The organism is Sungkyunkwania multivorans, assembly GCF_042675645.1.
Classification (GTDB): Bacteria; Bacteroidota; Bacteroidia; order Flavobacteriales; family Flavobacteriaceae; genus Sungkyunkwania; species Sungkyunkwania multivorans.
The window spans coordinates 247,860-273,861 of the sequence record NZ_JBHTJH010000004.1 but is presented as its reverse complement, the minus strand read 5'-3'; the positions used below and the strand labels follow the sequence as shown (position 1 = coordinate 273,861).

At 42.6% G+C, this 26,002-nt stretch carries 21 protein-coding genes; 17 read left to right on the top strand and 4 right to left on the bottom strand.

The window, feature by feature from the left end; translation table 11 throughout:
• Nucleotides 1–14 precede the first annotated feature (14 nt).
• Complete coding sequence (gene gyrA, locus ACFQ1M_RS04215; protein ID WP_386404347.1) at nucleotides 15–2,537, bottom strand: DNA gyrase subunit A; 2,523 nt, start codon at nucleotides 2,535–2,537, stop codon at nucleotides 15–17.
• A gap of 259 nt (nucleotides 2,538–2,796) precedes the next feature.
• On the opposite strand from gyrA, the gene ACFQ1M_RS04210 reads away from it, so the two are divergent.
• From ACFQ1M_RS04210 to ACFQ1M_RS04200, 3 genes are all read left to right on the top strand, one after another.
• Entirely contained in the window at nucleotides 2,797–5,352 is a 2,556-nt protein-coding gene (locus ACFQ1M_RS04210) for an ATP-dependent Clp protease ATP-binding subunit (RefSeq protein ID WP_386404344.1), read from the top strand.
• A gap of 264 nt (nucleotides 5,353–5,616) precedes the next feature.
• Complete coding sequence (locus tag ACFQ1M_RS04205; RefSeq protein WP_386404341.1) at nucleotides 5,617–6,015, top strand: STAS/SEC14 domain-containing protein; 399 nt, start codon at nucleotides 5,617–5,619, stop codon at nucleotides 6,013–6,015.
• Between the two features lie 99 nt (nucleotides 6,016–6,114).
• A complete protein-coding gene (locus ACFQ1M_RS04200; RefSeq protein WP_386404338.1) occupies nucleotides 6,115–6,507 on the top strand; it encodes a SpoIIAA family protein in 393 nt (130 codons plus the stop codon).
• Here the strand turns inward: ACFQ1M_RS04200 and hutH are convergent.
• Nucleotides 6,473–7,987: a histidine ammonia-lyase gene (gene hutH, locus ACFQ1M_RS04195; protein WP_386404335.1), complete on the bottom strand. Its 1,515-nt coding sequence runs from the start codon at nucleotides 7,985–7,987 to the stop codon at nucleotides 6,473–6,475. The genes ACFQ1M_RS04200 and hutH overlap by 35 nt on opposite strands.
• A gap of 136 nt (nucleotides 7,988–8,123) precedes the next feature.
• Here hutH and ACFQ1M_RS04190 point away from each other — a divergent pair, with 136 nt between their 5' ends.
• Nucleotides 8,124–9,491: a TlpA family protein disulfide reductase gene (locus ACFQ1M_RS04190; protein ID WP_386404332.1), complete on the top strand. Its 1,368-nt coding sequence runs from the start codon at nucleotides 8,124–8,126 to the stop codon at nucleotides 9,489–9,491.
• 75 nt (nucleotides 9,492–9,566) lie between these two features.
• On the opposite strand, the gene ACFQ1M_RS04185 is transcribed toward ACFQ1M_RS04190, so the two are convergent.
• Together ACFQ1M_RS04185 and ACFQ1M_RS04180 are read right to left on the bottom strand one after the other, a co-directional pair.
• A complete protein-coding gene (locus tag ACFQ1M_RS04185; RefSeq protein ID WP_386404329.1) occupies nucleotides 9,567–11,114 on the bottom strand; it encodes an NAD(P)H-hydrate dehydratase in 1,548 nt (515 codons plus the stop codon).
• A 45-nt stretch (nucleotides 11,115–11,159) separates the two neighbouring features.
• Complete coding sequence (locus tag ACFQ1M_RS04180; RefSeq protein WP_386404326.1) at nucleotides 11,160–11,333, bottom strand: hypothetical protein; 174 nt, start codon at nucleotides 11,331–11,333, stop codon at nucleotides 11,160–11,162.
• Between the two features lie 80 nt (nucleotides 11,334–11,413).
• Between ACFQ1M_RS04180 and thrA the strand changes: the two genes are divergently transcribed.
• The 13 genes from thrA to ACFQ1M_RS04115 all read left to right on the top strand — a co-directional run bounded on the left by thrA (nucleotide 11,414) and on the right by ACFQ1M_RS04115 (nucleotide 25,887).
• Nucleotides 11,414–13,855, top strand: a complete 2,442-nt coding sequence (thrA, locus tag ACFQ1M_RS04175) for a bifunctional aspartate kinase/homoserine dehydrogenase I (protein ID WP_386404323.1) — start codon at nucleotides 11,414–11,416, stop codon at nucleotides 13,853–13,855.
• A 1-nt stretch (nucleotide 13,856) separates the two neighbouring features.
• Nucleotides 13,857–14,807, top strand: a complete 951-nt coding sequence (locus ACFQ1M_RS04170; protein ID WP_386404320.1) for a homoserine kinase — start codon at nucleotides 13,857–13,859, stop codon at nucleotides 14,805–14,807.
• Between the two features lie 3 nt (nucleotides 14,808–14,810).
• Nucleotides 14,811–16,112: a threonine synthase gene (thrC, locus tag ACFQ1M_RS04165; RefSeq protein WP_386404317.1), complete on the top strand. Its 1,302-nt coding sequence runs from the start codon at nucleotides 14,811–14,813 to the stop codon at nucleotides 16,110–16,112.
• Nucleotides 16,113–16,195: 83 nt separating this feature from the next.
• Nucleotides 16,196–17,068 carry a TolB family protein gene (locus tag ACFQ1M_RS04160; protein WP_386404314.1) on the top strand — a complete coding sequence of 291 codons (873 nt, stop codon included), beginning with the start codon at nucleotides 16,196–16,198 and terminating at the stop codon, nucleotides 17,066–17,068.
• Nucleotides 17,069–17,077: 9 nt separating this feature from the next.
• Nucleotides 17,078–18,250, top strand: a complete 1,173-nt coding sequence (locus ACFQ1M_RS04155) for an MFS transporter (RefSeq protein ID WP_386404311.1) — start codon at nucleotides 17,078–17,080, stop codon at nucleotides 18,248–18,250.
• 57 nt (nucleotides 18,251–18,307) lie between these two features.
• Nucleotides 18,308–19,642 carry a M28 family peptidase gene (locus ACFQ1M_RS04150; RefSeq protein ID WP_386404308.1) on the top strand — a complete coding sequence of 445 codons (1,335 nt, stop codon included), beginning with the start codon at nucleotides 18,308–18,310 and terminating at the stop codon, nucleotides 19,640–19,642.
• Nucleotides 19,630–20,061, top strand: a complete 432-nt coding sequence (locus ACFQ1M_RS04145; protein WP_386404305.1) for a VOC family protein — start codon at nucleotides 19,630–19,632, stop codon at nucleotides 20,059–20,061. The genes ACFQ1M_RS04150 and ACFQ1M_RS04145 overlap by 13 nt, the downstream gene beginning before the upstream one ends.
• A 23-nt stretch (nucleotides 20,062–20,084) precedes the next feature.
• A complete protein-coding gene (locus ACFQ1M_RS04140; protein WP_386404303.1) occupies nucleotides 20,085–20,552 on the top strand; it encodes a YybH family protein in 468 nt (155 codons plus the stop codon).
• Between the two features lie 14 nt (nucleotides 20,553–20,566).
• Nucleotides 20,567–21,460: an alpha/beta hydrolase gene (locus tag ACFQ1M_RS04135; protein ID WP_386404300.1), complete on the top strand. Its 894-nt coding sequence runs from the start codon at nucleotides 20,567–20,569 to the stop codon at nucleotides 21,458–21,460.
• Between the two features lie 10 nt (nucleotides 21,461–21,470).
• Nucleotides 21,471–22,073, top strand: coding sequence for a short chain dehydrogenase (locus tag ACFQ1M_RS04130; RefSeq protein WP_386404297.1), 603 nt, complete (start codon nucleotides 21,471–21,473; stop codon nucleotides 22,071–22,073).
• A 42-nt stretch (nucleotides 22,074–22,115) separates the two neighbouring features.
• Nucleotides 22,116–23,981 (top strand): NADP-dependent phosphogluconate dehydrogenase, encoded by a 1,866-nt coding sequence (gene gndA, locus ACFQ1M_RS04125; RefSeq protein WP_386404294.1) that lies wholly within the window; start codon nucleotides 22,116–22,118, stop codon nucleotides 23,979–23,981.
• A complete protein-coding gene (locus ACFQ1M_RS04120) occupies nucleotides 23,978–25,312 on the top strand; it encodes a GntP family permease (RefSeq protein ID WP_386404291.1) in 1,335 nt (444 codons plus the stop codon). The genes gndA and ACFQ1M_RS04120 overlap by 4 nt, the downstream gene beginning before the upstream one ends.
• Nucleotides 25,312–25,887: a YdeI/OmpD-associated family protein gene (locus ACFQ1M_RS04115; RefSeq protein WP_386404288.1), complete on the top strand. Its 576-nt coding sequence runs from the start codon at nucleotides 25,312–25,314 to the stop codon at nucleotides 25,885–25,887. Before ACFQ1M_RS04120 ends, ACFQ1M_RS04115 begins: the two co-directional genes overlap by 1 nt.
• Nucleotides 25,888–26,002 lie beyond the last annotated feature (115 nt).

Sequence of the window (26,002 nt, the reverse complement as noted above, 5' to 3'; positions counted from 1 at the left end):
ATCGGGGTTAAGTGTTAATTTTCAGAGTTTGAATCATCATTTGCAACATCCGTGCCATTTTCTATCACCTCGATGTCATTGATGTCCTTTACATCATCTTCATCGTGCATCACCTTTGCTACTGCAGCGATACTATCCTTACCTTTAAGATTGATGAGTTTTACACCCTGTGTAGCACGTCCCATAACCCTAAGATCCTCAACTGCCATTCTTATTGCAATGCCCGATTTGTTGATGATCATCAGATCATCCGCATCCGTTACGTTCTTTATAGCCACTAAGTTACCAGTTTTTTCTGTAACTGAGATGGTTTTAACTCCCTTACCACCTCGATTGGTGATGCGGTAATCATCTAAATTTGAGCGTTTTCCATAGCCATTTTCAGAAACTACTAGAATATTGCTGTCCATGTCGTTCACAGAGATCATTCCTACGACCTCATCCTTATCATCGGCCAGTGTTATTCCTCTGACACCAGAAGCGTTTCTTCCCATCGGACGGGTCTTGCCTTCCTCGAATCGAATCGCTTTACCCGATCGCAACGCCAACATCACTTGGCTATTCCCAGTTGTAAGTTTGGCCTCTAACAATTCGTCACCATCTTTGATAGTTATGGCATTGATACCATTTGCTCTTGGTCGCGAATATTGTTCCAATGATGTTTTCTTAACCTGACCTTTTTTGGTGGCCATGATCACATAATGGTCATTGATGTAGGTCTCATCCTTAAGGTCTTGCGTACAAATAAACGCTTTGACCTTGTCATCTTGCTCAATATTTATCAAGTTTTGAATGGCCCTTCCTTTTGAGGTTTTACTTCCTTCGGGGATTTCAAAAACGCGCATCCAAAAGCACTTTCCTTTCTGAGTAAAGAACAACATGTATTGGTGATTGGTTCCAACGAAAAGATGCTCCAAGAAATCCTGATCGCGTGTTGTCGATGCTTTTTGACCAACACCACCTCTGTTTTGTGTTTTATATTCTGCCAACGAGGTACGTTTGATATAACCAGCATGCGAAATGGTAATAACCACCTTTTCGTCCGGAATCATGTCCTCAATACTAAAATCTCCCCCAGCATACTCGATCGTAGAGCGTCTTTCATCTCCGTATTTGTCCTTCACTTCGATCAACTCATCTTTGATGATCTGCATTCTGCGCTCCTTCTTTGCCAAAATATCCTTCAGGTCTTCGATGGTCTTCATCAAATCATCGTACTCTGCCCTTAACTTATCTTGCTCTAGTCCAGTAAGCTGTCGCAGACGCATTTCTACAATTGCCTTTGCCTGAATCTCGCTAAGTTTGAAGCGCTTGATGAGTTTCTCTCGAGCCTCTTCGGCGTTGGCCGAAGCTCGTATCAAGGCAATCACCTCATCGATATTATCCGAGGCGATGATCAATCCCTCTAAAATATGTGCTCTTTCCTCTGCTTTGCGAAGTTCGTATGTGGTTCTTCGCGTCACCACTTCATGTCTATGTTCTACGAAATGATGAATCATCTCTTTAAGATTCAACAACTTCGGACGTCCTTTGACCAGTGCGATATTGTTAACACTAAAGGATGACTGAAGCTCCGTGTACTTATAAAGCGTATTAAGTACGATATTGGGTATAGCATCGCGTTTTAAGACATAAACGATGCGCATTCCCTTTCGATCAGATTCATCTCGAATGGACGAGATACCATCGATCTTCTTATCATTGATAAGATCGGCGGTCTTCTTGATCATGTTCGCTTTGTTCACCTGATAAGGGATCTCAGTAACAATGATACATTCTCTTCCTTTGACTTCCTCAATATTTGCCTTTGCACGCATCACCACCCGCCCACGGCCGGTCTTGAAAGCCTCTCGGACGCCGTCATAACCATAGATGATTCCCCCTGTCGGGAAATCTGGAGCTTTGATATGCTGAATAAGCTCTTCAATTTCAATTTCATCATTGTCGATATAGGCAATGGTGCCATCAACAACCTCGCTCAAATTATGGGGTGGCATATTGGTCGCCATACCTACGGCGATCCCAGAAGCTCCGTTGATCAGCAGCCCAGGAATCCTGGTGGGCAAAACCGTAGGTTCCTTTAAAGAATCATCAAAATTCAATTGATGGTCTACTGTCTCTTTATCGATATCTGCCAACATGTCCTCAGATATCTTCCGCATTCTAGCTTCTGTGTAACGCATTGCCGCTGGACTGTCACCATCGACCGAACCAAAGTTACCTTGTCCATCGACCAACATATATCGCAAGCTCCACTCTTGTGCCATACGAACCATCGTATCATATACCGAAGTATCGCCATGAGGGTGATATTTACCTAGCACCTCACCAACAATTCTAGCCGATTTCTTATAGGCACTATTGGATTTTACCCCTAACTCGTGCATACCGTACAACACTCTTCGGTGAACAGGTTTAAGACCATCCCTAACATCTGGTAAAGCACGTGACACAATGACCGACATCGAATAATCGATGTAGGCAGATTTCATTTCATCTTCAATGTTTATAGGAATAAGCTTTTCTCCTTCAGCCATACAAAAAATATTAATGTTTTTGTTATTTTATAAATCGTGCCAATATACAATAAATATCAATCTTGAAGGGCCGTGCAGCATTGTTTTTTAAACGGATTTATCAACATTTCCAACTGGGGCGATTTTGACAAAAAATGGTGTTAATTTTTTTGATATTGAACGTTTTTTTCGTCTATTAGCTATGACAAGCTTATAGAACGGAATAGTTTTTGCCCCTGACAATCATAATTATTAATTTTATAGAAGAAAGAAATCTACCATGGATGATAATTTTTCGCCAAGAGTAAAAGATGTAATAGCATATAGCAAGGAGGAGGCTTTGCGATTGGGCCATGACTTTATCGGAACGGAGCATCTCATGCTAGGGCTGCTTAGAGATGGTAGCGGAAAAGCCATTAACATCCTTAGTTCTTTAGAGATCGACCTCGACCACTTGAGAAGAAAGGTCGAAATTCTGAGTCCTGCGAATCCAAATATTGCAGTCGCGACCAACAGTAAGAAAAATTTACATCTTACCCGCCAGGCAGAAAGAGCGCTGAAGACAACATTCCTAGAGGCAAAATTATTTCAGAGTGCCTCGATCAATACAGCACATCTTTTGTTGTGCATACTGCGCAACGAAAATGACCCCACCACTAAGCTTCTAAACAAGCTTAAGATCGATTATGATAATGTAAAAGAGCAATTCAAGCATATGACCAACAAAGAAGATGATTATATAGAGGGCCCATCTGCCGAATCTTTCTCAGATGAGGGCAATATGGGTGATGAGGGCTCAAAGGAAAACCCTTTTAGCTCATCAGGAGGTAATACCAAATCCAACAAAAAATCCAAAACACCAGTTCTAGATAATTTCGGAAGAGACCTGACAGAGCTCGCCGAACTCGGTAAATTAGATCCTGTCGTAGGACGGGAAAAAGAGATTGAACGTGTCTCGCAGATCCTAAGTCGAAGAAAAAAGAATAACCCACTTTTGATTGGAGAACCAGGTGTTGGTAAATCTGCAATTGCCGAAGGATTGGCGTTGCGCATCGTAAAGAAAAAAGTTTCACGCATCTTATATGGTAAACGTGTGGTTACCTTAGACCTCGCTAGTCTAGTTGCTGGAACCAAATACCGTGGTCAATTTGAGGAACGAATGAAGGCGGTAATGAATGAGCTAGAGAAAAATGACGATATCATTCTGTTCATCGATGAGATACACACGATTGTCGGTGCTGGAGGTGCCACTGGTAGCTTGGACGCTTCCAATATGTTCAAGCCTGCGCTTGCGCGAGGAGAAATACAATGTATCGGTGCAACCACTTTGGACGAGTACAGACAGTATATAGAAAAAGATGGGGCCTTAGAAAGACGTTTTCAAAAAGTGATGGTAGAGCCTACCACCGTTGAAGAAACCATTGAAATATTGAACAATATCAAGGAGAAATATGAGGACCATCACAATGTGGATTATACCGATGAAGCCATCTTGGCCTGCGTAAAGCTTACAAATCGGTATATGACAGATCGTTTCTTGCCAGATAAAGCGATCGATGCGTTGGACGAAGCAGGGTCGCGTGTTCACATCACCAATATGGAAGTGCCAAAACAGATCCTCGAATTAGAGAAGCGGCTAGACGATGTAAGGGAGCTTAAAAATGTGGTCGTTAAGAAACAAAAATATGAAGAAGCGGCCAAGTTAAGAGATGACGAGAAGCGTCTTGAGAAAGAATTACAAACGGCACAAGAGAAGTGGGAGGAAGAATCGAAACTACACCGAGAGATCGTTTCAGAAGACAATGTAGCCGATGTGGTCTCTATGATGACTGGGATTCCCGTGAACAGAATCGCACAGACCGAAAGCAATAAACTTGCCGAACTACCACAATTGATCAAAGGCAAGGTCATTGGACAAGATGAAGCCGTGGCCAAAGTAGTCAAGGCCATACAACGGAATCGTGCCGGATTGAAAGACCCGAACAAACCCATAGGTTCTTTCATATTTCTTGGACAGACGGGTGTTGGAAAGACACAGCTTGCGAAAGTACTGGCAAGAGAGCTCTTCGACTCCGAAGATGCACTTATCCGAATAGATATGAGCGAATACATGGAGAAATTTTCAGTCTCCAGGCTTATAGGCGCGCCTCCTGGCTATGTAGGCTATGAAGAAGGAGGACAGTTAACGGAAAAGGTTCGTAGGAAACCATATGCCGTGATATTGCTAGATGAAGTAGAGAAAGCACACCCAGATGTGTTCAACATGTTACTTCAGGTATTAGATGATGGATACCTCACCGATAGTTTGGGGAGAAAGATCGACTTCAGAAATGCCATCATTATCATGACCTCGAACATCGGCGCACGTCAATTGAAGGATTTTGGCGGCGGTGTAGGTTTTGGTACCTCTTCAAAGAAGGCCCAAGCAGACGAATACGCCAAAAGTGTGATCGAGAATGCATTGAAGAAGGCCTTTGCACCGGAATTCCTCAATAGGGTAGACGATGTAGTTGTTTTCAACACCTTAGAACGAAAAGACATTCATAAGATCATCGATATTGAATTAGATAAGCTCTTTAATCGAATTAAGGATATCGGCTATCATCTTTCGTTGACGAAAAAAGCGAAAGAATTTATTGCAGACAAAGGCTTCGATAAGCAATATGGGGCAAGACCACTAAAAAGGGCCATTCAGAAGTATATCGAAGATGCCCTTGCGGAGGAGATCATTACCTCCAAACTTCAAGAGGGCGACAGCATCTTTATGGACTTGAAAAAAGACAGCGAAGAACTCTCCATAGAAATTAAACGAGAGGAAAAGTCAACGAAATCTTAATAGTATAAAGCAAGACATACATGAGACCCACACTTCGTCGAAGTGTGGGTCTCAATTTTCAATATTTGCTTGCGCCATAGAATTCCGCCCACCCACTTTATTATTCTCAACAGCTATCCATGAAGAAACATTTAATGATTCTTATATGGGGGGTCATGGCTATACATGCCATATCTCTTTTACCAAGCGGATCACATTCACCACAAACTTTTGACCACTTTTTAAAATAAATGTTTAACTTTAATTGATTGCTAACGACTAACTATGACCAAAGAGATTGGAGCCATATTAAAAACGTATCATCTCAACGTAGGAAAACTTACCATTTGCGACTCTTATATGATTGCGGAGATCGACGAAGGGGTTACCTTGAATATGGAAAATGCCAGTGAATTGATAAAAGCAGCTGAATTGCATTTCAAGAATACACCTTTTGTATATATAACGCATAGAAAAAATTCTTATGCGGTCGACCCTATCAATTACATAGAGGTAATGAAATTGACACAACTGAAAGGAATAGCGATCGTATCCTCAAAACAAATCGACAAGAAAAATTTTAATGTAGAACAGCGCTTCTTTGGAAGACCGATGCAGATATTTGATAATTTAGCCGATGCGATCAATTGGCACAAAGAAATATTGAAAGAGTCCTATGGATGATATCCCCAATTTTCATGTTGTAACTGTATTTTTTCAAGCTCTCACGATCCATCAATTGCCTTCCATCACTTTTGTTCATCCTCAACTTGACTCGAATCAATGATAAAACAATATTCACTAAGTTTTGGAAAGATCAAGGTCTTCGACGATTATATAATTGCCGAAATATTCGAGGGCATCAATCTTGACACTGCGCTAAACGAAATTCTTCTCGATATTTGTTCCGCACATTTTCCAAAAAGGCCCTTTGGCTATATTTCCAATCGCGTCAATTCCTATTCGGTAGACCCGACGGTCTACAAGTATACGGCCAAAAATAGCAACTTGGTCGCTATTGCTGTCGTCGCTTCTGGCGAATTGAAAAAGCTCAGTGCCAATATTGAGAAGTTGTTCTTCGATCGCGAATTTGAATATTTTGAAGAGATCGATGAGGCAAAAGAATGGATCGAACATATTATCAAGAGTGAAAAAGCTCACTCGAATCAATCATGAATTCCACTAGGAAAGACACCGTTTTTTCCATATCATCGTGTAATACCTTATCCTCAGCGATAAAGGGTACTTCTTGGCGGTAAGTAGCTAGAAAAGCCTCTAAGAAAGGGGAACTCTTTAGTGGTTGTCTAAAGAACATTGCTTGTGAAGCCGTCATGAGCTCAATGGCCAAGATCCGTTCCAAGTTGTCAACGATTCGAAACACTTTGGTCGCAGCATTAGCTCCCATGCTCACATGGTCCTCTTGTCCATTAGACGACACAATGCTGTCCACGCTTGCTGGCGATGCCAGTTGTTTGTTTTGACTTACGATGCTCGCAGCAGTGTATTGAGGAATCATAAATCCTGAATTCAATCCCGGATCATCGACTAAAAATGCCGGTAAGCCTCTTAGACCAGAAACCAATTGAAACGTTCGTCTTTCCGAGATATTTCCAAGTTCTGCCAAGGCGATACCTAGATAATCCAAGGCCAAGGCCAACGGTTGTCCGTGAAAATTTCCACCCGAGATGATCATGTCCTCATCGATAAAAATATTGGGATTATCGGTCACGGAGTTAATTTCCGTCTTAAACGTCCTGTGAGCAAAAACAATGGTGTCCTTACTGGCGCCATGTACCTGAGGGATGCATCTAAACGAATAAGGGTCTTGCACATGCTTCTTTTCTTGTGAAATAAGCTCACTATCCTTTAAAAACCTTTCGATTCGCTCCGCGGTCTTTACCTGTCCCCGATGCGGCCTTACCAAATGAACCATCGCATTAAAAGGTTCTATTCGTCCATCATAGGCGTCCAAAGAGATGCTTCCGATGATATCTGCCATATACGACAGTTTATGTGCCCTTAATAGAGCATATATGCCATAAGCACTCATAAATTGTGTGCCGTTCAGCAAAGCCAGGCCTTCTTTGGCCATCAATTGAACGGGTTTCCAATCAAAAGTCTTAAGTACGTTTTCAGAAGATACGATCTCACCATTAAAATAGACCTCTCCTCTCCCTAAGAGTGGCAATGCCAAATGCGCCAGTGGTGCCAGATCTCCAGAAGCTCCCAGAGAGCCCTGCTCGTAGATGACCGGTAAAATATCGTTATTATAAAAATCGATAAGCCGCTCTACCGTTAAAAGTTGTACCCCAGAATGCCCATAGCTCAGGGACTGGATCTTTAACAACAACATCAACTTTACAATGATCTTAGGTACGCGATCGCCCATTCCACAGGCGTGAGAGATCACCAGATTCTCTTGAAGCTTCGTCAGATTATCTTTCGATATCTTTACATTACAAAGGGATCCAAATCCGGTATTGATACCATATACTGGCTCATCCTGTGTTGCCAGCGTTTTATCTAGATAAGCGCGGCACTTTTCAATATTCAATCTAGCCTCTTCAGAAAGTCTGAGTTTCTTCCCAAGACGTAAAATATCCTGCAATTCTGGTAGGTCAAGTAATTCGCTACTTATATAATGAAATTCTTGCATGCGATCGGGTTAGGTTGTATGTGTCAAAATTCTATATTCAACCCATAAAAACCAAAAATTGTTAATAATTGATTTCTTTTAAAGCGAATTTCTCTTCCATATCGTACTTTTACCCTTAATCGATAAAAACAAAATAATGAAAAAAGCATATTTGCTAGGATTGATCGTTGCATTTTTCGCATGTAAAGAAGAGGCCGATGTGGATTATGCCCTTTTCGAGGGAAACGTCTTGAATAACAAAGCAAAAGAGGTTGAAATTCGAGGGAATGATTTTGAACAATCCATTGCGATCAACGAAGACGGAACTTTTTCTGACACCCTGAAGATAGAAAACGATGGCTACTACAATTTTCGAATAGGAAGGGAATCCTCTAAGCTATATCTCACTAAAGGAAGTGATATCGACCTCAATATCGATGTACAGGAGTTTGACGAATCTATCGTTTATACGGGATTGGGTGCGGAAGAGAATAATTTTTTGGCACAAAAGTACTTAAAAGGAGAAATGCTCAAAGGAGGTGACCAAGAATTCTATTCGTTGAGCGCAGACGCATTTAAAGATAAAGCGAAGGAGATAAAAAATACGTTCTTGGACCTATTGTCTAAGGATACATCGCTAAGCGATTCGTTCGAGGCTACTGAGCAAAAAAGTATCGAGTATGATTATTTATTGCACCTGAATAATTACAAAAGTTTTCATCGTTACTATGCGAGAGTCGAAGAGGTGAATTTGCCCGAGAATTTCTTGAGTGACCTCGATGGCTTCAATTACCAAGACGAAGAAACCTATAAAACATTTTCAAACTACAGAGACCTTGTGAAAAGTCATTTTTCCAATAGGCTTGTAAAACTGTCTGAAAAATATGAGGGTAATTACGACAAGGCCTTTTTAGAATTAACTGCGTCCATCCCTAAAGGATATATCAAACAAGAATATTTGAACGAAATGGCCTTCGCCTTTCTCAATCCAAATGAAAATTTGGATGCCATGTATGCAACCTTCACCGAAAATGTTACGAATCCTGAATATTTAAAATCTTATAAAGAGAAATATGATAAATTAAAAACGCTCGCCAAAGGCGCCTCTTCCCCAACCTTTGATTTCGAAAATTACGAGAGAGGAACGACCAGCCTGGCAGACCTCAAGGGAAAGTATGTCTATATCGACGTCTGGGCGACCTGGTGTGGCCCTTGTCTAAGAGAAATACCGTCACTAAAAAAGGTGGAAACTGAATACCATGATAAGAATATCGAATTTGTAAGTATCTCGATCGATCGAAAGAAAGATTATGAAGCATGGAGAAAAATGGTCGATGATAAAGAGCTTGGAGGAATTCAACTGATGGCAGACAACGATTGGTCATCTAAATTTGTTAAAGACTATGCGATCGAAGGGATCCCTAGATTTATTTTGATCGATACCGAAGGGAAGATCGTAACTGCGGATGCCCCTAGACCGTCGGACCCAGAACTAAAAGCGCTTTTTGAAGAATTGAACATTTGATCGGTCTATATCGTCCTATTAGAACAAGAAATATACTATTCATAGCCTAGGGTTTTAATCCTAGGCTATTTTTTATTATTCGTGTTTTCCCTCTTCTTCGTGAACAGGTGGTTCCGGCCTTTTAAAAAGATCTATGAAAGCATCTCCGATATAATCGATGATATCAGATGCCAATAGCCCTTGATAGCTTGTGTCATTCACTGCGATGTCTGCAGCTCTTCCGTGAAGATACACTCCAAATACGGCGGCCTGCAGAGGGTCATACCCTTGAGATATCAGACCAGTGATCATTCCCAACAACACGTCTCCGCTGCCACCAGTGGCCATTCCGGGATTACCGGTAGTATTTATATACAACTTCTGGTCGCAGACGGTAACGCTGTGTGCACCCTTGACCACGATCACAAGGTCATATTTTTTAGCGAAGGCTTTTGTTTTTTCCAATTTGTCAAAATCATCGGTCCACGCACCTATCAACCGTTCTAACTCACCTGGATGCGGAGTTAGAACTGTTTTAGCAGGAAGGGATTCCAATAACTCCTTTTCGGCCGCTAGGATGTTCAATCCGTCTGCGTCGATCACCAGAGGGCATTCATTTGTTCTTATGAATTCTGCGAAGGCATTCCTTGTTTGGTCATCCGTACCCATGCCAGGACCAACCCCAATGACCGTAGGTGCCATATCGAACTTGATATCGGCTATTTGCCTTTTTCCCGGATCAGAGGTCACCATCACTTCAGGAACAGCGATCTGTAAAATTTCATAGCCGCATTCTGGAATATATGCGGTGACCAAACCCGCTCCAGTAGTAAGACATGCTTTACCAGCTAAACTTACCGCACCTATTTTACCAAAACTCCCTCCGATGATCAAACTATGGCCATAATTGCCCTTATGTGAATACTTTTGTCTTGGTACGTACATCGGAAGTACTTCCTGCTTCCCGATCAATTGCATTGTAACATCGGTGGCGTTTAGATATTCGGGATCCAGTCCGATATCTAAAACCTCCCAAGATTGTAAAAATTTTCCTGTTTCTGGTAAAAAGAACGATAATTTTGGCGCCTGAAACGTAAGTACCATATTTGCATGCACCACGGCCTCCATATCATCTGGCGCCGAATTGGCATATAAGCCCGAAGGTACATCAACGGCAATGGTGTAGGCCCTGGCATCATTGACGTGTTGCATCAGAGCTTTGACCCAACCCTCGGGAGCCCGATTCAATCCTAGGCCAAAAATAGCATCGACCACAATGTCATCCTTTGTGATTTTTGGGAATTCTCCTTCTCCTTTGATCAGTGTTGGCCAGCATTCCGCATCCTTCAATCGATTATAATTCAGCAAAAAATCTTCGGAGCGTTGATCACTAAAGTTCACAACATAGACCTGAACCTTGTATCCGTGCTGTAAAAGATGACGTCCAAGCACCAATCCGTCCCCACCATTATTCCCAATTCCACAAAAGACATGAATTGGTACAGGCGCTCCTTGCATTCTACTATGTATCCAAGTAAAGACTTGCGTCGCAGCATGCTCCATCAAGTCGGAAGAAGCTATCTTATTTTTCTTTATTGTGATTTTATCAGCCTCATATAGCTGTTCAGCAGTAAAAATCTTCATTCCCTAAAAAACTAATAATAAAAATGTTAAATCCTTAAAAATACACTACGAGGTTTGCAGTGCTTGGTAAAAGTAATACATTTGAACAGTTGATATAGTGAAACACTCATGAAAAACACCAGTACCATAACCACCATTGGTAACTCGATCTTCCGAGGCACCAACGCCATGGGCACTATTATCATTACCATTACCCCGATTGGGGTATAATATATTCATATCGTCCATCCTTATTTCGTAATTTAACGAATTGCAATTCAGCACGTAAAACAAACAACAACCATCAGCATTCATAGCACATGCAAGTTTTAAAATTTGGCGGAACATCAGTTGCCAATCCAGAGAATATAGAAAGGGTCCTTAACATTGTAAACCATAAGGCGCAAAAGGTCGCGGTGGTCGTCTCTGCATTTGGGGGCATAACGGACCTACTGCTCCATACAGCAGCCGTAGCAGCCAATAAAGATCTTACCTATAAAGAATCTTTTGAGGAAATTGAGAAAAGACATTTAGATGCCGTAAAAGCGTTGATTCCCATTACTGAACAAAGTGCTACTTTGAGCAAGGTGAAGAGTGAACTTAACCAATTAGAAACACTCTTTCAAGGGGCCTATCTGTTGGGAGAACTTTCGCCAAGAACCGCCGATATTGTGGCCAGCTATGGAGAACTACTTTCATCCTTTATCATTGCCGAAGCCGCCAAACAAAAGGGAATAGATACGATTAGAAAAGATAGTCGAGAGCTTATAAAGACAAGTCATGGTTATGGTAAGGCGACTGTAGACTTTAAGGCAACAAACGCCAATTGCAAGGCCTTTTTTGAAAAGAACACCAATCGGGTGGTCATTCTTCCAGGTTTTGTAGCGTCCACAGAAAGCGGCGAAACAACCACCTTAGGTCGAGGAGGATCTGATTATACTGCCGCTATCATCGCTGCGGCCCTAGACGTGGATGATCTAGAAATATGGACTGACGTCAGCGGCATGTTCACGGCAAACCCGAAATTGGTAAAGCAGGCCTTCCCCATCGAGCACATTTCGTATCAAGAAGCGATGGAACTTTCCCATTTTGGAGCAAAGGTGATCTACCCTCCTACCATCCAACCGGTGCTCTCCAAAGAAATTCCTATATGGGTAAAGAATACTTTCGAGCCGGAGCATCCTGGAACCTATATCACCAAAAACACCAATGGCAAAGCGAAACCGGTCAAAGGAATTAGCCATATCGAAAAGATTGCCCTTGTAACTTTAGAAGGTGCCAGTATGGTAGGCATCCCAGGTTTTTCGAAACGTCTTTTTGAGGTATTGTTCCAAGAGGGAATCAATATCATATTGATCACCCAAGCATCCTCGGAGCATTCGATCTGTCTTGCGATCGCAGAAGCCGAGGCCGAAACCGCCAAAAAAGCTATCGATGAAGTCTTTGCCTATGAGATCTCATTGGGAAAGGTAGAACCTGCCATCCTCGAAAAAGGACAAGCGATCATCGCACTGGTGGGCGACAATATGAAAAGTCATCAAGGCCTAAGTGGGAAAATGTTTAGTAGCCTTGGTAAAAACAATGTGAATATCCGTGCGATAGCTCAAGGAGCCTCAGAGAAGAACATCTCTGCCGTCATCGACAAAAGGGATGTAAAGAAAGCGCTCAACACGCTGCATGAAAGTTTCTTTGAAGACAACGTAAGACAACTGAATCTATTTGTGACCGGCGTCGGGAATGTCGGAGAAAAGTTTCTCAATCAAATAAGACAGCAACAGGACTATCTTAAAGAAAAACTACGCCTGAACCTTAGAGTCGTCGCCCTCTCCAATTCGCGTACCATGGTCTTTGCTGAAGATGGGGTCGACCTGGAAAATTGGCATGAAATATTGGCAAAAGGTGAAAAGGCAAGTTTAGATGGTTTCCTAGACAAGGTACGAGAGCTCAACCTACGGAACAGTATTTTTGTAGATAACACCGCCAACGAGGCAGTTTCAGATAAATACGCCGATTACTTGAAGAATAGCATAGCTGTGGTAACATGTAACAAGATCGCATGTTCTTCAGATTTTGATAAGTATCAAGAACTAAAGGACCTCTCTAGGAAATACAACGCACCATTTTTATTTGAAACCAATGTGGGAGCCGGTTTACCGATCATCGATACGCTTAAGAATCTAATCGCCTCTGGTGATAATGTGCGTAAGATACAAGCCGTACTTTCTGGAAGTCTCAATTTTGTGTTCAACAATTTCAAAGAAGGTGTTTCCTTTCACGATGTGGTAAAACAAGCACAGGAAGAAGGATATACAGAGCCTGACCCAAAGATCGATCTAAGTGGCGTGGATGTCGCTAGAAAGATTCTGATCCTGGCACGCGAAAGCAAAAATACCATCGACCTCAAAGACATTGAGAACGAATCCTTCTTACCAAAAGAAAGTCTTGACACAAGTACGAACGAAGACTTCTTCGCAAGCTTGAAGAAGCACGAGAATGAATTCAACACCTTATATGCCGAAGCCGCAGCAAAGAACTGCCGATTAAAATATGTGGCACAATTCGAAGATGGAAGGGCAAAAGTAGGGCTGCAACACATTCCTGAAGGGCACGATTTTTATAACTTGGAAGGAAGCGACAATATCGTGCTCTTCTATACAGACCGCTATCCCGAACAACCATTGATCGTCAAAGGAGCAGGTGCGGGAGCCGAGGTGACCGCATCAGGAATTTTTGCAGATGTTATCAGAGTAGGAAAAGTCTAATATGGGAGAACAATTAAAAATATTCGCTCCGGCCACCATCGCCAACATTTCTTGCGGCTTCGACGTCCTTGGACTCTGCCTGGACGGCGTTGGAGACGAAATGACCATTCGCAAAGTGACTTCCAAAGGAGTGAGGATCACCAAGATCATTGGCCAAGACCTGCCCTTAGAAGTGGAAAAAAATGTGGCCGGCGTTGCCGCTTTGGCGCTTCTTACAAATTTGGACAGAGAATTGGATTTTGGCTTTGAAATAGAAATTAAAAAAAATATCAAACCCGGAAGTGGTATCGGTAGCAGTGCAGCAAGTGCTGCCGGTGCCGTTTTTGCGATCAATAGACTTTTGGGCAATCCTTACGATCAGACCGAACTTGTGAAATTTGCGATGCAAGGGGAACAATTGGCAAGTGGCAATGCACATGCAGATAATGTGGCGCCAGCTATCTTTGGTGGTTTTACGTTGGTTCGATGTTATGATCCGCTGGATATAATAAGCATTCATACGCCTAAAGAATTAGTTGCCACGGTCATTCATCCGCAGATCGAAGTGAAGACTGCGGATAGCCGAGCAGTTTTAAAACCAACGGTTACCCTAAAAGATGCGATCACCCAATGGGGAAATGTCGGCGGACTTATCAGCGGACTTTACACCGAAGATTATGATCTAATAAGTCGCTCGTTGAAAGATGTCATTGTAGAGCCGCTTCGGGCCATTCTAATTCCTGGATTTGACAAGGTAAAACAAGCAGCGATCGAGGCCGGAGCACTCGGTAGCGGAATCTCTGGCTCGGGGCCTTCTATCTTTGCCTTGAGCAAAGGAAAAGAAAATGCCAATAAGGTTGCCAAAGCGATGCAATCCATTTATGAAAACGTCGGTATCGATTATGACATCCACGTTGCTGGAATCAATGCAGAAGGTGTCAAAGTGATCGACCAACCAATTTTAGAACTTTAAAAAATGATCTATTACAGTTTAAACAATAACGCTCCAAAAGTAAATTTCAAAGATGCGGTGATCAAAGGACTTGCGCCAGATAGAGGCCTGTATTTTCCAGAAAACGTTACACCGCTATCTGAAGTGTTCATTCAAAATATCGAAAACTATAGTAACGAGGAAATCGCCTTCGAAGCCATCAAACAGTTTGTGGGCGACACCATCCCCTCAGAAAAATTAAAAGAGATCATCCGAGAAACGCTTTGTTTCGATTTCCCACTGGTCAAAGTTGAGGAGCATGTTCATTCATTGGAGCTTTTTCATGGCCCTACGATGGCCTTTAAGGATGTAGGGGCCCGTTTTATGGCCCGTTGCCTCGGGTATTTCAATCAAGAGAAAAAAAACGAGCATGTCACTGTTTTGGTAGCTACCTCTGGAGACACGGGAGGTGCGGTGGCAAGTGGATTTTTGGGTGTGACCGGAGTTGATGTGGTGATCCTATATCCAAGCGGGAAGGTAAGCGATATTCAGGAAAAGCAATTGACGACGCTCGGGCAGAATATTACGGCATTGGAGGTAGATGGTGTTTTCGATGACTGCCAGGATATGGTAAAGACGGCTTTTTTGGATGATGAACTAAAAAAGGTGAAAAATCTTACTTCGGCGAATTCGATCAATGTAGCTAGATGGCTTCCTCAAATGTTCTATTTCTTCATTGCCTACAAACAATTGAAGCTTCAAGGAAAAGCAAAAGATGTTGTTTTCTCTGTGCCAAGTGGGAATTTCGGAAACATCTGTGCCGGGATGATGGCGCATAAGTTAGGGCTCCCTATCAAACACTTTATTGCAGCGACCAATGTCAATGATACCGTACCGCAATACATGGAAAGCGGCCTTTACGAACCAAAACCTTCAAAGGCAACGATCTCCAATGCCATGGATGTTGGGGATCCTAGCAATTTTGTACGTATTCAACGCCTAGTGAATAATGATCAGACCAAATTGAAGACCATTTTCAGCAGTTGGAGCTTTAACGATAAAGAAACAAAAAAGACCCTGAAGAACATCTACAAGAATAGTCATTACATCGCTGACCCCCACGGCGCTGTCGGATATTTGGGCCTAAAAGAATACGCGAAAGACCATCCCGAGGTCATGGGGGTTTTCTTAGAAACAGCACATCCTGTCAAATTTCTAGAGGTCGTTGAGAATACCTTAAAAATGACTGTTGACATCCCTCGTCAAATTCAAGAGATCATGCATAAAGAAAAGGTGAGCATTAGCATCAATAACTATAATGAGTTGAAGTCGTATCTTATGTCATGACTTACATCCTACAGGGGCTCGACCCAGAATGGCACGTACTTTGATTATTTCTTTTTCATTATTTTAGTTCAAATTTATTTGCCATGTTACGACTAAACGTTACCCTACCCCTCCTACTATGCAGTATGTTTTGCGTTGCGCAAACAGCAACTGAAGTTTATCTGTTCGATTTCGATAGAAAGTTTCAATTGAGTGAACCTGTCAATATTTCTAACAATCCAGGGAAATATGACAACCAACCCTTTTTTCCGGATGACCGCATGATCTATTTTACGGCAACACGCGACGGGCAAACCGATGTAAGAACCTATAATTTCTTCAATGAGCGTCATTTCTGGCTTACAGATACAAAAGCAAATGAATATTCTCCGCAACTCACACCATCCGATCATACGTTGACTGCGGTTAAATTGGAGAAGGATGGCGCCCAAGGACTTTTTGAATACAAACGTAAGCGCATCCATGTAGAGCCATGGGAATTGATCAAAGGTATTAAAGTTGGCTATTATGTTTGGGCCAACCGCAATACGATCGTTTCTTTTGCCTTGGAGGATGAAGGTTCGAGCTTAATGGTTTCCAAACTACGTAAAAAAACGAATACTCCTGTTGCAAAAAATATTGGTCGGTCATTGCATGTAATACCCGGAACAGACTTGATTAGTTATATTTCTAAAGAAAAGGATCATTGGGAGATTCGTTCTCTGAACCCTAAGAATGGCCAGACGAATTTCATTATCCATACCTTGGAAGGCAGTGAAGATATGTGCTGGACATCAAAAGGCGTGATCTTAATGACCAAAGGAACGGAACTCTTCAAGTTTGACCCCAAATCCAAAGATCAAAAAGGTTGGGTCAAATTTGCCGATCTGAAAGATTTTGGGTTAGGGGAAGCCACCCGAATAGCATTAAGCCCAAAAGGCAAGAAGCTTGCGGTCGTCGTAGCCGAAAAAGAATAGCCTCTTCTTTTGAGACCAAAGAAACATATCCTTCCGATTATTATCCTATCACAATTTGCCTGTACTTCCTTATGGTTTGCTGGAAATGCGGTCGCCGATGATCTTGTACAAAGCATCGACCTAGGATCAAAGCTCATACCTTATATACTTTCATCGGTTCAACTTGGGTTTATTGTCGGAACCTTGAGCTTTGCTTTCTTGATGATCGCAGACAGATTCTCCCCTTCTCGGGTTTTTTTGGTGAGTGCATTGCTAGCTGCATCGTGCAATATCTATCTATTATCAAAATCTATATCATTAACTCCTTTATTACTGGCGCGATTTGGTACCGGCTTCTTTCTTGCTGGCATCTATCCTGTTGGGATGAAAATCGCTGCGGATTATTTTAACACAGGCCTTGGCAAAGCATTGGGCTATTTAGTTGGTGCCTTGGTATTAGGAACTGCTTTTCCTCATTTACTAAAATGGTTCGATATTGGTAATGACTATCGACTTGTAGTTGTCAGCATTTCAATACTGGCTTCTTTAGGAGGTGTGATGTTATGGTTTCTAGTACCCGACGGTCCTTACAGAAAGCCCGCATCAAGATTGAAATTAAATGCCTTTTGGGAAATTTTCGGTGTATCATCATTCAGAAGAGCTGCTTTCGGATATTTTGGCCATATGTGGGAACTCTATGCCTTTTGGGCATTTGTTCCACTCGCTCTGGCCCTACATAATCGCCTTACCGATGCCAACATCAACATCCCTCTTTGGTCGTTTTTGATCATCGGTATTGGCAGCATATCTTGTATCATCGGTGGGAAACTCTCTTTAAAGTTTGGAAGCCGGAAAGTAGCCATGACATCACTCCTCATTTCTGGATGCTGTTGCTTATTATCTCCCGTTCTATTTAAGTTACCTACCGGAGTATTCTTAACTTTCTATATCCTCTGGGGCATGGCCGTAATCGCGGATTCCCCACAATTCTCTACCTTGGTCGCGCAAGCGGCACCTTCTAAATTGACTGGTACAGCATTGACCCTCACCAATTGTATCGGATTTGCTGTCACCATCGTCAGCATTCAACTTTTATCTACATTCAGTGAGGATTTTTCTGAGCAATCCATCACCTATCTTTTTCTTCCCTTGGCCATCGGACCTATTTTTGGACTGGTGAGCATTGCAAAAAGAAGTTCTTAATAAGGTTCGGATATACTATTTGTGAAAATCGACGTATTTTAGGGGGAAAAATTAACCATGCGAATAATAACCACCTCCCTCCTGTTGCTTTTCTCCGCTTTTATTTTTGCACAGACCGATGCTCGTATCTACGATATTATCGATGCGGTTTCTTCCGAGAGGATCAAAAATGATATAAAGAGATTAGCCGATTTCGGCACAAGGCATACCTTAAGTGACACTGTCTCCAAAACTCGTGGAATAGGTGCCGCCAGGCGTTGGATAAAATCAGAATTTGATAAGATCTCTAAAGATTGTAAGAACTGTCTAGAGGTTTTCTATCAAAAGGACCTTGTAAAAAAAGGTACCAATCAGCGTATTGTAAAAGATGTCGAAGTGGTAAATGTAGTGGCCATTCAAAGGGGTACAAAATTCCCAAATCGCTATATCATTATGAGCGGAGACATCGACTCTCGAGTTTCGGATCCCACGGATTATACCAGCGATTCTCCTGGCGCCAATGATAACGCAAGTGGGATGGCCGGTGCCATTGAAGCAGCACGAGTACTTTCCAAATATCAATTCGACAATAGTATTATCTACGTCGGACTTTCGGGCGAAGAACAGGGACTTTTTGGTGGGCAGGGATTGGCCCGATATGCGAAGGAAAAAGGCTGGGACATCATCGGCGTCCTTAACAACGACATGATAGGAAATATCACTGGTGTGGACGGCGTGATCGACAATCGCACCTTCCGGATCTTCTCCGAACCCGTACCTCCGAACGAAACAGAACGACAGCGCCGAGCGCGTCGCTTCTTTGGAGGCGAGGTAGATGGCATCTCTCGTCAATTGGCCCGCTACGTTCATAAAACTACCAAAACCTATATGCCCGAAATGAATCCGATGATGGTCTACCGCTTGGACCGTTTTGGTCGAGGTGGGCATCACCGTCCTTTTAATGACGCTGGTTATCCTGGAATTAGGATTATGGAAGCCCATGAGAATTACACTCAGCAGCATCAGGATATTCGTACCGAAAATGGAATTGACTACGGCGACACCTTTGAACATGTGAATTTTGAGTATGCCAAAAAATTGACCTCGGTGAACGTTATAAATATGGCGAGTTTGGCTTGGGCACCACCTTCACCCGAGAAAGTGGCTATCGGCGGTATCGTGGAACCTTCGGCCAAACTGAAATGGGACAAGGTGAAAGGAGCAACAGGCTACAAGGTCTACTGGCGTGATACCACCTCACCCACCTGGGACCACAGTCGTTACGTTGGAGATGTCTCAGAGTTCACTTTAGAGGGAATCGTTATTGACAATTTCTATTTTGGCGTTGCAGCAGTTGGCGAGAACGGCCATGAAAGTGTTGTGGTATTTCCCAACGAAATATGGAGAAACTAGCTATGGAACAACGACTCACGATCATAGCACTTGGAGTAAATGACCTTCAAGTATCAAATACTTTCTATGAAAAGGTGTTCGGATGGAAAAAGTTAGATTCGAGCAATGAAAATATCACCTTCTTTCAACTCAACGGAATCCTCTTGTCGCTTTATCCTAGAGATAAATTGGCAGAAGATGCGGAAGTTAGTGCAGAGGGAAGCGGATTTAAGGGGTTTAGCCTCGCATACAATACCCGTAGCGAAGAAGAAGTTGACGACCTGATCGATACGCTTGAAGCAAAAGGCGCTAACATCGTTAAAAGACCTCAGAAAGTCTTCTGGGGAGGTTATAGCAGCTATATCGCAGACCCGAATGGCCATCTTTGGGAAATTGCCTTTAACCCATACCTGCCGCTGGATAGTGATGGAAATGTATAACATCAATAGACAAACTTAATTCTATGAAAAGATTGGCATTACTTCTTGCCTTTCTCACTTTTATATCTTGTGAGAAAACCCCCGAAACCGAAAATACATCCGACCTCAAAAAAATAAGAGCTGTAAGCGATAATTATGTAAATGGCTGGCTGGAAGGCAATAAAGAAAAGGTGCTCGATTGTTTTGACGAGAACGCAGTGATCATTCCAAGCGGTAGCGTACCGATCAATGGTAAAGACGCGATGACAGCTTTTTGGTTCCCAAGAGATAGTTCAACCACAAAGGTCACAAAATATGATCTGGAGATCTTATCGATACATGTAAGTAAAAAACTGGCATATACGCTAGAAAGTGGAGATCTTTCCTTTACCTATACAAAAGGAGATCATCAAATAACCAAGAGCTCCAAAAGTACCGCGACTTCAATCTATAGTAAAGATACCAATGGAGATTGGAAGATCATACAACGAATCTGGACCGATATCAAATAGCAAATCCATTACCAATGAAGTACTTTGTCATCTTATTTTCACTGTCATTTGTTCTCTTCAGCTGCCAAGGACAGCCGTCGTCTTCTTCCAGTGAATCTACCATAATCCTTCTTGAAAACTTTGAGTCGAACTTTGTAGACCCACGAAATGTAGAGATCTTTCTCCCAAAAGGATATGACCCAACCGCTAAAAAGCAATATAAGGTCCTTTACATGCATGATGGACAAAATGTCTTTAATCCTGAAACATCCTATACAAAGATAGATTGGGGTGTTGATGAAGCCATTGACAGCCTAATGGCCTTGAAGAAAATCGAACCTACCATAGTTGTTGCCTCATGGAATAATGGGCAAAAACGCTTTCCGGAATATATGCCAAAGGCACCCGCCTTTATCACTGCATCAGATGAGGCCAAAACCTCTTTAAAACAAAATTTTGGTGTAGACAGCTTACTTTCGGATGATTACCTGAAGTTTTTGGTAAAAGAATTAAAACCCTATATCGAAAGGAACTATAACGTCTCCAAAAAAGTGGAGGACAACTCCATCATGGGGTCTTCCATGGGCGGTCTTATCTCGCTGTATGCCATTTGTGAATACCCAAATGAATTTGGCGCCGCAGGATGCGTTTCTACGCACTGGCCTGTACCGATGATCGGTGGTGCCTATATGAATACGCTTCCCGAGAGCCTCCCCTCGCCCAACAATCATAGGATCTATTTCGATTACGGAACCAAAACCTTGGATTCGCTTTACGAACCTCATCAAAAAAAAGTGGACCTGCTGATGCGCGATGCCGGATATATTGAAGGAGAGAACTGGGTCACTAAAAAGTTTGAAGGTGCGGACCATAGCGAGAAAAGCTGGCGCGCTCGCGTACATATCCCACTCTTATTTCTGCTAAATTAATTGCTCGCATATGAAAATTTTGATCATTGGAGGACATGGAACTATTGGCAAAAGAGTAACACAACACCTTTCCAGAAAACACGATCTCGTCATCGCAGGAAGAACAAAAGGTGATATTCTAGTTGACATTGCAAATACGACGGCCATCAAAGAGATGTTCGAAAAAACAGGAACTGTTGATGCCATCGTATGTATTGCTGGCGAAGCCAAATGGGCTCCCTTTAACGAAATGACCGAAGAAGATTTCTACATTGGAATAAAAAGCAAGCTCATGGGACAAGTAAATCTGGTTCGCATCGGAAGTGCCTATTTATCCGATGGTGGATCCTTTACACTCACAACAGGTATCCTCGCAGACGACCCCGTTGATATGACCACAAGTGCCGCCATGGTCAATGGAGGTATTCATAGTTTTGTAAAAGCAGCCGCCTTAGAACTTGCCAACGGACATCGCATCAACGTCGTTGCCTCAGGTCTGGTGGTCGATGCCGTGGAAAAATATCGCGATTATTTCCCAGGACATCATCCGATTCCCATGGATAAGGTTGTAAATGGCTATCTTAGAAGTATCGAAGGAAAGGGAAAAGGAGAGATCATCAGAATTTATAGCTAATTTCGAAAAGTGGCGAATAACAAAGGTTCAATCATTATCATAATGGGCGTTTCAGGAGTTGGTAAGACCACGGTGGGAAAGCTGCTGTCCGGTCGCACCAATCTTCCCTTTTTTGATGGCGATGACTTTCATCCTGAAGCGAACAAACAAAAAATGGCATCAGGAAATCCGTTGACCGATAAGGATCGTTCTTCTTGGTTGCAGGCATTAAATGATCTAGCCAACAAGGAACAGGAACGTAAAGGTGCCATCATTGCATGCTCTGCCTTAAAGGAGAAGTATCGGATTCAACTTAAAAAAAGGTTACAGCGGATATATTTTGTTCATTTAGAAGGTAGTTTTGAACTTATAAAAGAAAGAATGGTCAAACGAACAGACCATTTTATGCCAACGGATCTTTTGAGATCACAGTTCGAGACCCTCGAAAAGCCGAATGATGCTATCACACTTTCCGTAGAATTTTCTCCAGAAGAGATCGTACACAATATTTATGATATCCTTTTCAACCCCTCCGAATTTGGTGTGATCGGTTTGGGTGTGATGGGGAAAAGCCTTTGTAGAAATCTTGCGCAAAACGGTTTTAAGATCTCCATGTACAACCGTCATGTTACCCAGTTGGAAGAAAAGATTGCCATCGACTTCAAATCCTCTTATCAGGAGCTATCTGACGCTAAGGCCTTTGATGATATTTCAAACTTTATCCATTCGATCGCCACCCCTAGAAAGATCATGCTCATGGTCAATGCCGGTGAAGCTGTGGACAAGGTGATCAGAGAGTTACAACCCATGTTGGACGCAGGTGATGTCATCATCGATGGTGGCAATTCGCATTATAAGGATACCTATAGACGTATGGTCCAATTAAAGGAATCGAGCGTTCATTTTATGGGAGTTGGTATATCGGGAGGTGAAGAAGGCGCGCTGAAGGGCCCTTCGATCATGCCCGGAGGAGCTATGGAAGCCTACAAAGAAGTCGGTAAATATCTCGAAACGATCGCGGCAAAAGACGCGGATGGAACGCCATGCTGTTCCTATCTCGGTCCTGAAGGAAGCGGACATTATGTGAAAATGGTCCATAACGGTATCGAATATGCCGAAATGCAATTGCTGGCAGAAGCCTATCACCTCTTAAAACTTCAACATAAGAACCCAGATGAGATAGCAAAGGTATTTATAGCTTGGAATAAGGGCGAATTAAATAGCTTTTTGTTAGAAACTTCAATTGATATTCTGAAGAAAAAGGAAGGTGATGATTGGTTGATCGATAAGATCTTGGATAAGGCTGCGAATAAAGGTACAGGCAATTGGACGACGGTTTCCTCAGCAGCGTTGGGCACGCCAAGTACGATGATAGCCAGTGCGCTCTTTGCAAGATATGTTTCTGCATTTAAAGAAGAACGTCAAAAGGGAGCCTTGCTCTTAGGAGGCGAATCAACTGTGCCTAATTTCAGCATTGAAGACCTAAAGAATGCATATCAACTAGCCCGTGTGATCAATCACCATCAAGGTTTCGAACTGTTAAAAGCTGCCTCTTCAAACTTTAAATGGAACTTAAACCTTAACGACATTGCGCGTATCTGGACGAACGGCTGCATTATTCGCTCTAGGTTGATGAAAACCCTAAGTAGGTCGATGAAGTCAGAACTACCCTTACTTTTTGAAACTGATACCGTAGCGCTTGTTAGAAATACCAAAGCATCACTAAGATCGATCGTAAGAGTGGCGATCGACAATGATATCTCGCTTCCCTGTTTTACCGAAGCGCTTACCTATCTCAATGGTATTTCAACATCAGATTCCCCTGCTAATTTGATCCAAGCGCAACGCGATCATTTTGGTGCTCACACCTATCAACGCGTTGATAAGGAAGGCTCTTTTCATACCAACTGGAAAAACGACCCATTATGATAGACTATCAACTACTCGCAGGAATTCTACTCGGAATCTTGCTACTGCTTTTTTTGATCATTCGAATAAAGTTATCCGCGTTTCTAGCCCTTTTGATCGCAAGTATTTTTGTAGGGCTATTTTCGGGCCTAAGTCCTGCAAAAATGATGGAGACCGTTCAGAATGGTATGGGCGGCATATTGGGCTTCGTCGCTACGGTTGTCGGTCTCGGCGCCATCTTTGGTGCCATCTTAGAACATTCGGGAGGAGCCAAGGCCATTGCTAATTTTTTGGTGCGAAGATTAGGGACAGAACGTGCGCCACTCGCCATGGTCATCGCAGGTTTTGTAATGTCCATTCCCGTTTTCTTCGATGTGGCATTCATCATTGTTGTTCCAATGATCTATTCACTACAAAGGACCACCAAAAGATCACTTTTGGTATTCGCCATACCCTTGCTAGTAGGATTGGCCACCACGCATGTTTTCATTCCTCCAACACCCGGCCCGATCGCGGTAGCCGAGATCATTGGCGTTCAACTTGGTTATGTGATATTCATCGGGGCAATGGTTGGAATACCAACGGCACTGATCACTGGGCTCGTGTATGCTAAACGCATTACCAAAAAGGAGTATATCGCCGCTCCAGACATCATGATTGCTGAAGAACAACAACATTTACCTAGCATCGGGTTGACCTTCAGCTTGATCGGGATTCCCATTTTACTAATTCTTCTAAGTAGTTTCGTTTCGACAGAGATCATTCAACTTCCGACAAATATTGCAAATATCGTTTTATTGGTGGGACATCCGTTCTCCGCACTGATCATCGCCAATCTCCTAGCCTGGTATCTTTTAGGAATTAAAAGAGGATTCACCAGAGCAAAACTATTGGACATCAGCACCAAATCATTCGCCCCAGCGGGGACCATCATTCTTTTAACGGGCGCTGGAGGTGTTTTTAAACAAGTGTTAGTAGATACTGGCGGTGGAGAAATGATCGCAAAATCCCTCGCCGACATCGGATTTCCATTGTTATTATTTGCTTTTTTAGCTGCGGCCTTGATACGGGTCATCCAAGGATCGGCAACGGTAGCCATGATCACTGGTGCCGGCTTGGTCGCTCCACTCATTGCTGGAACAGATCTTAGTCAGATGGAATTGGCCTGTCTGGTCATTTCTATCGCTTCGGGAGCAACGATCGCCTCACATGTAAATGATAGTGGTTTTTGGTTGATCTCGCAATATTTGGGCATCAACGAAAGGCAAACCTTCCGCTATTGGACGACCACTACAACCGTACTTTCCGTGACAGGACTTATCTTTGTTTCTATCATATATCTATTGATCTGATGGACGAAAGACCAGAATTATACTTTCAGAATGACACGGAATGGTACGATTGGTTATTGAACAATCACGATCAATATCCGCAGGGCGTATATCTGATTTTTTACAAACTGGAGGCTGGTATTCCAACAATGCGTTGGGAAGAGGCTGTAAGGACCGCACTTTGCTTTGGATGGATAGATTCTACGGTGAAGAACATGGGAGGTCCAAAACGAAGACAGTATTTTTGTCCTCGCAACCCTAAAAGTCCTTGGAGCAAGGTAAACAAAGATCATGTTAAAGAGTTAAAAGAAAAAGAGCTTATTCACCAAAGCGGCTTAGATGCTATTCGACGTGCCAAAAAAGACGGGTCCTGGTCAGAAATGGACGATGTGGAGAATGGCATTATTCCAAAGGATCTCCAAAAAGCATTCGACGAAAACCTGCGTGCTTATGAAAATTATCAGAACTTCGCCCGTGGCTATCGCAAAAGTTACCTTTCTTGGTTGCATCAAGCCAAGCGTGAAGCTACGAGGCAAAATAGAATTGAGGAGATCATACGACTTTGTGAGGGAAACATAAAGTCCAAGTGGTTATAGAATAAGATTTTCCTCGTTCTTTAAAATGGAACTTTTAGAATCCGATGACTTAATGGAATTAATCGAATATATTTAATTGATTATTTAATAAATATGCCCTATTGAAATCACTATT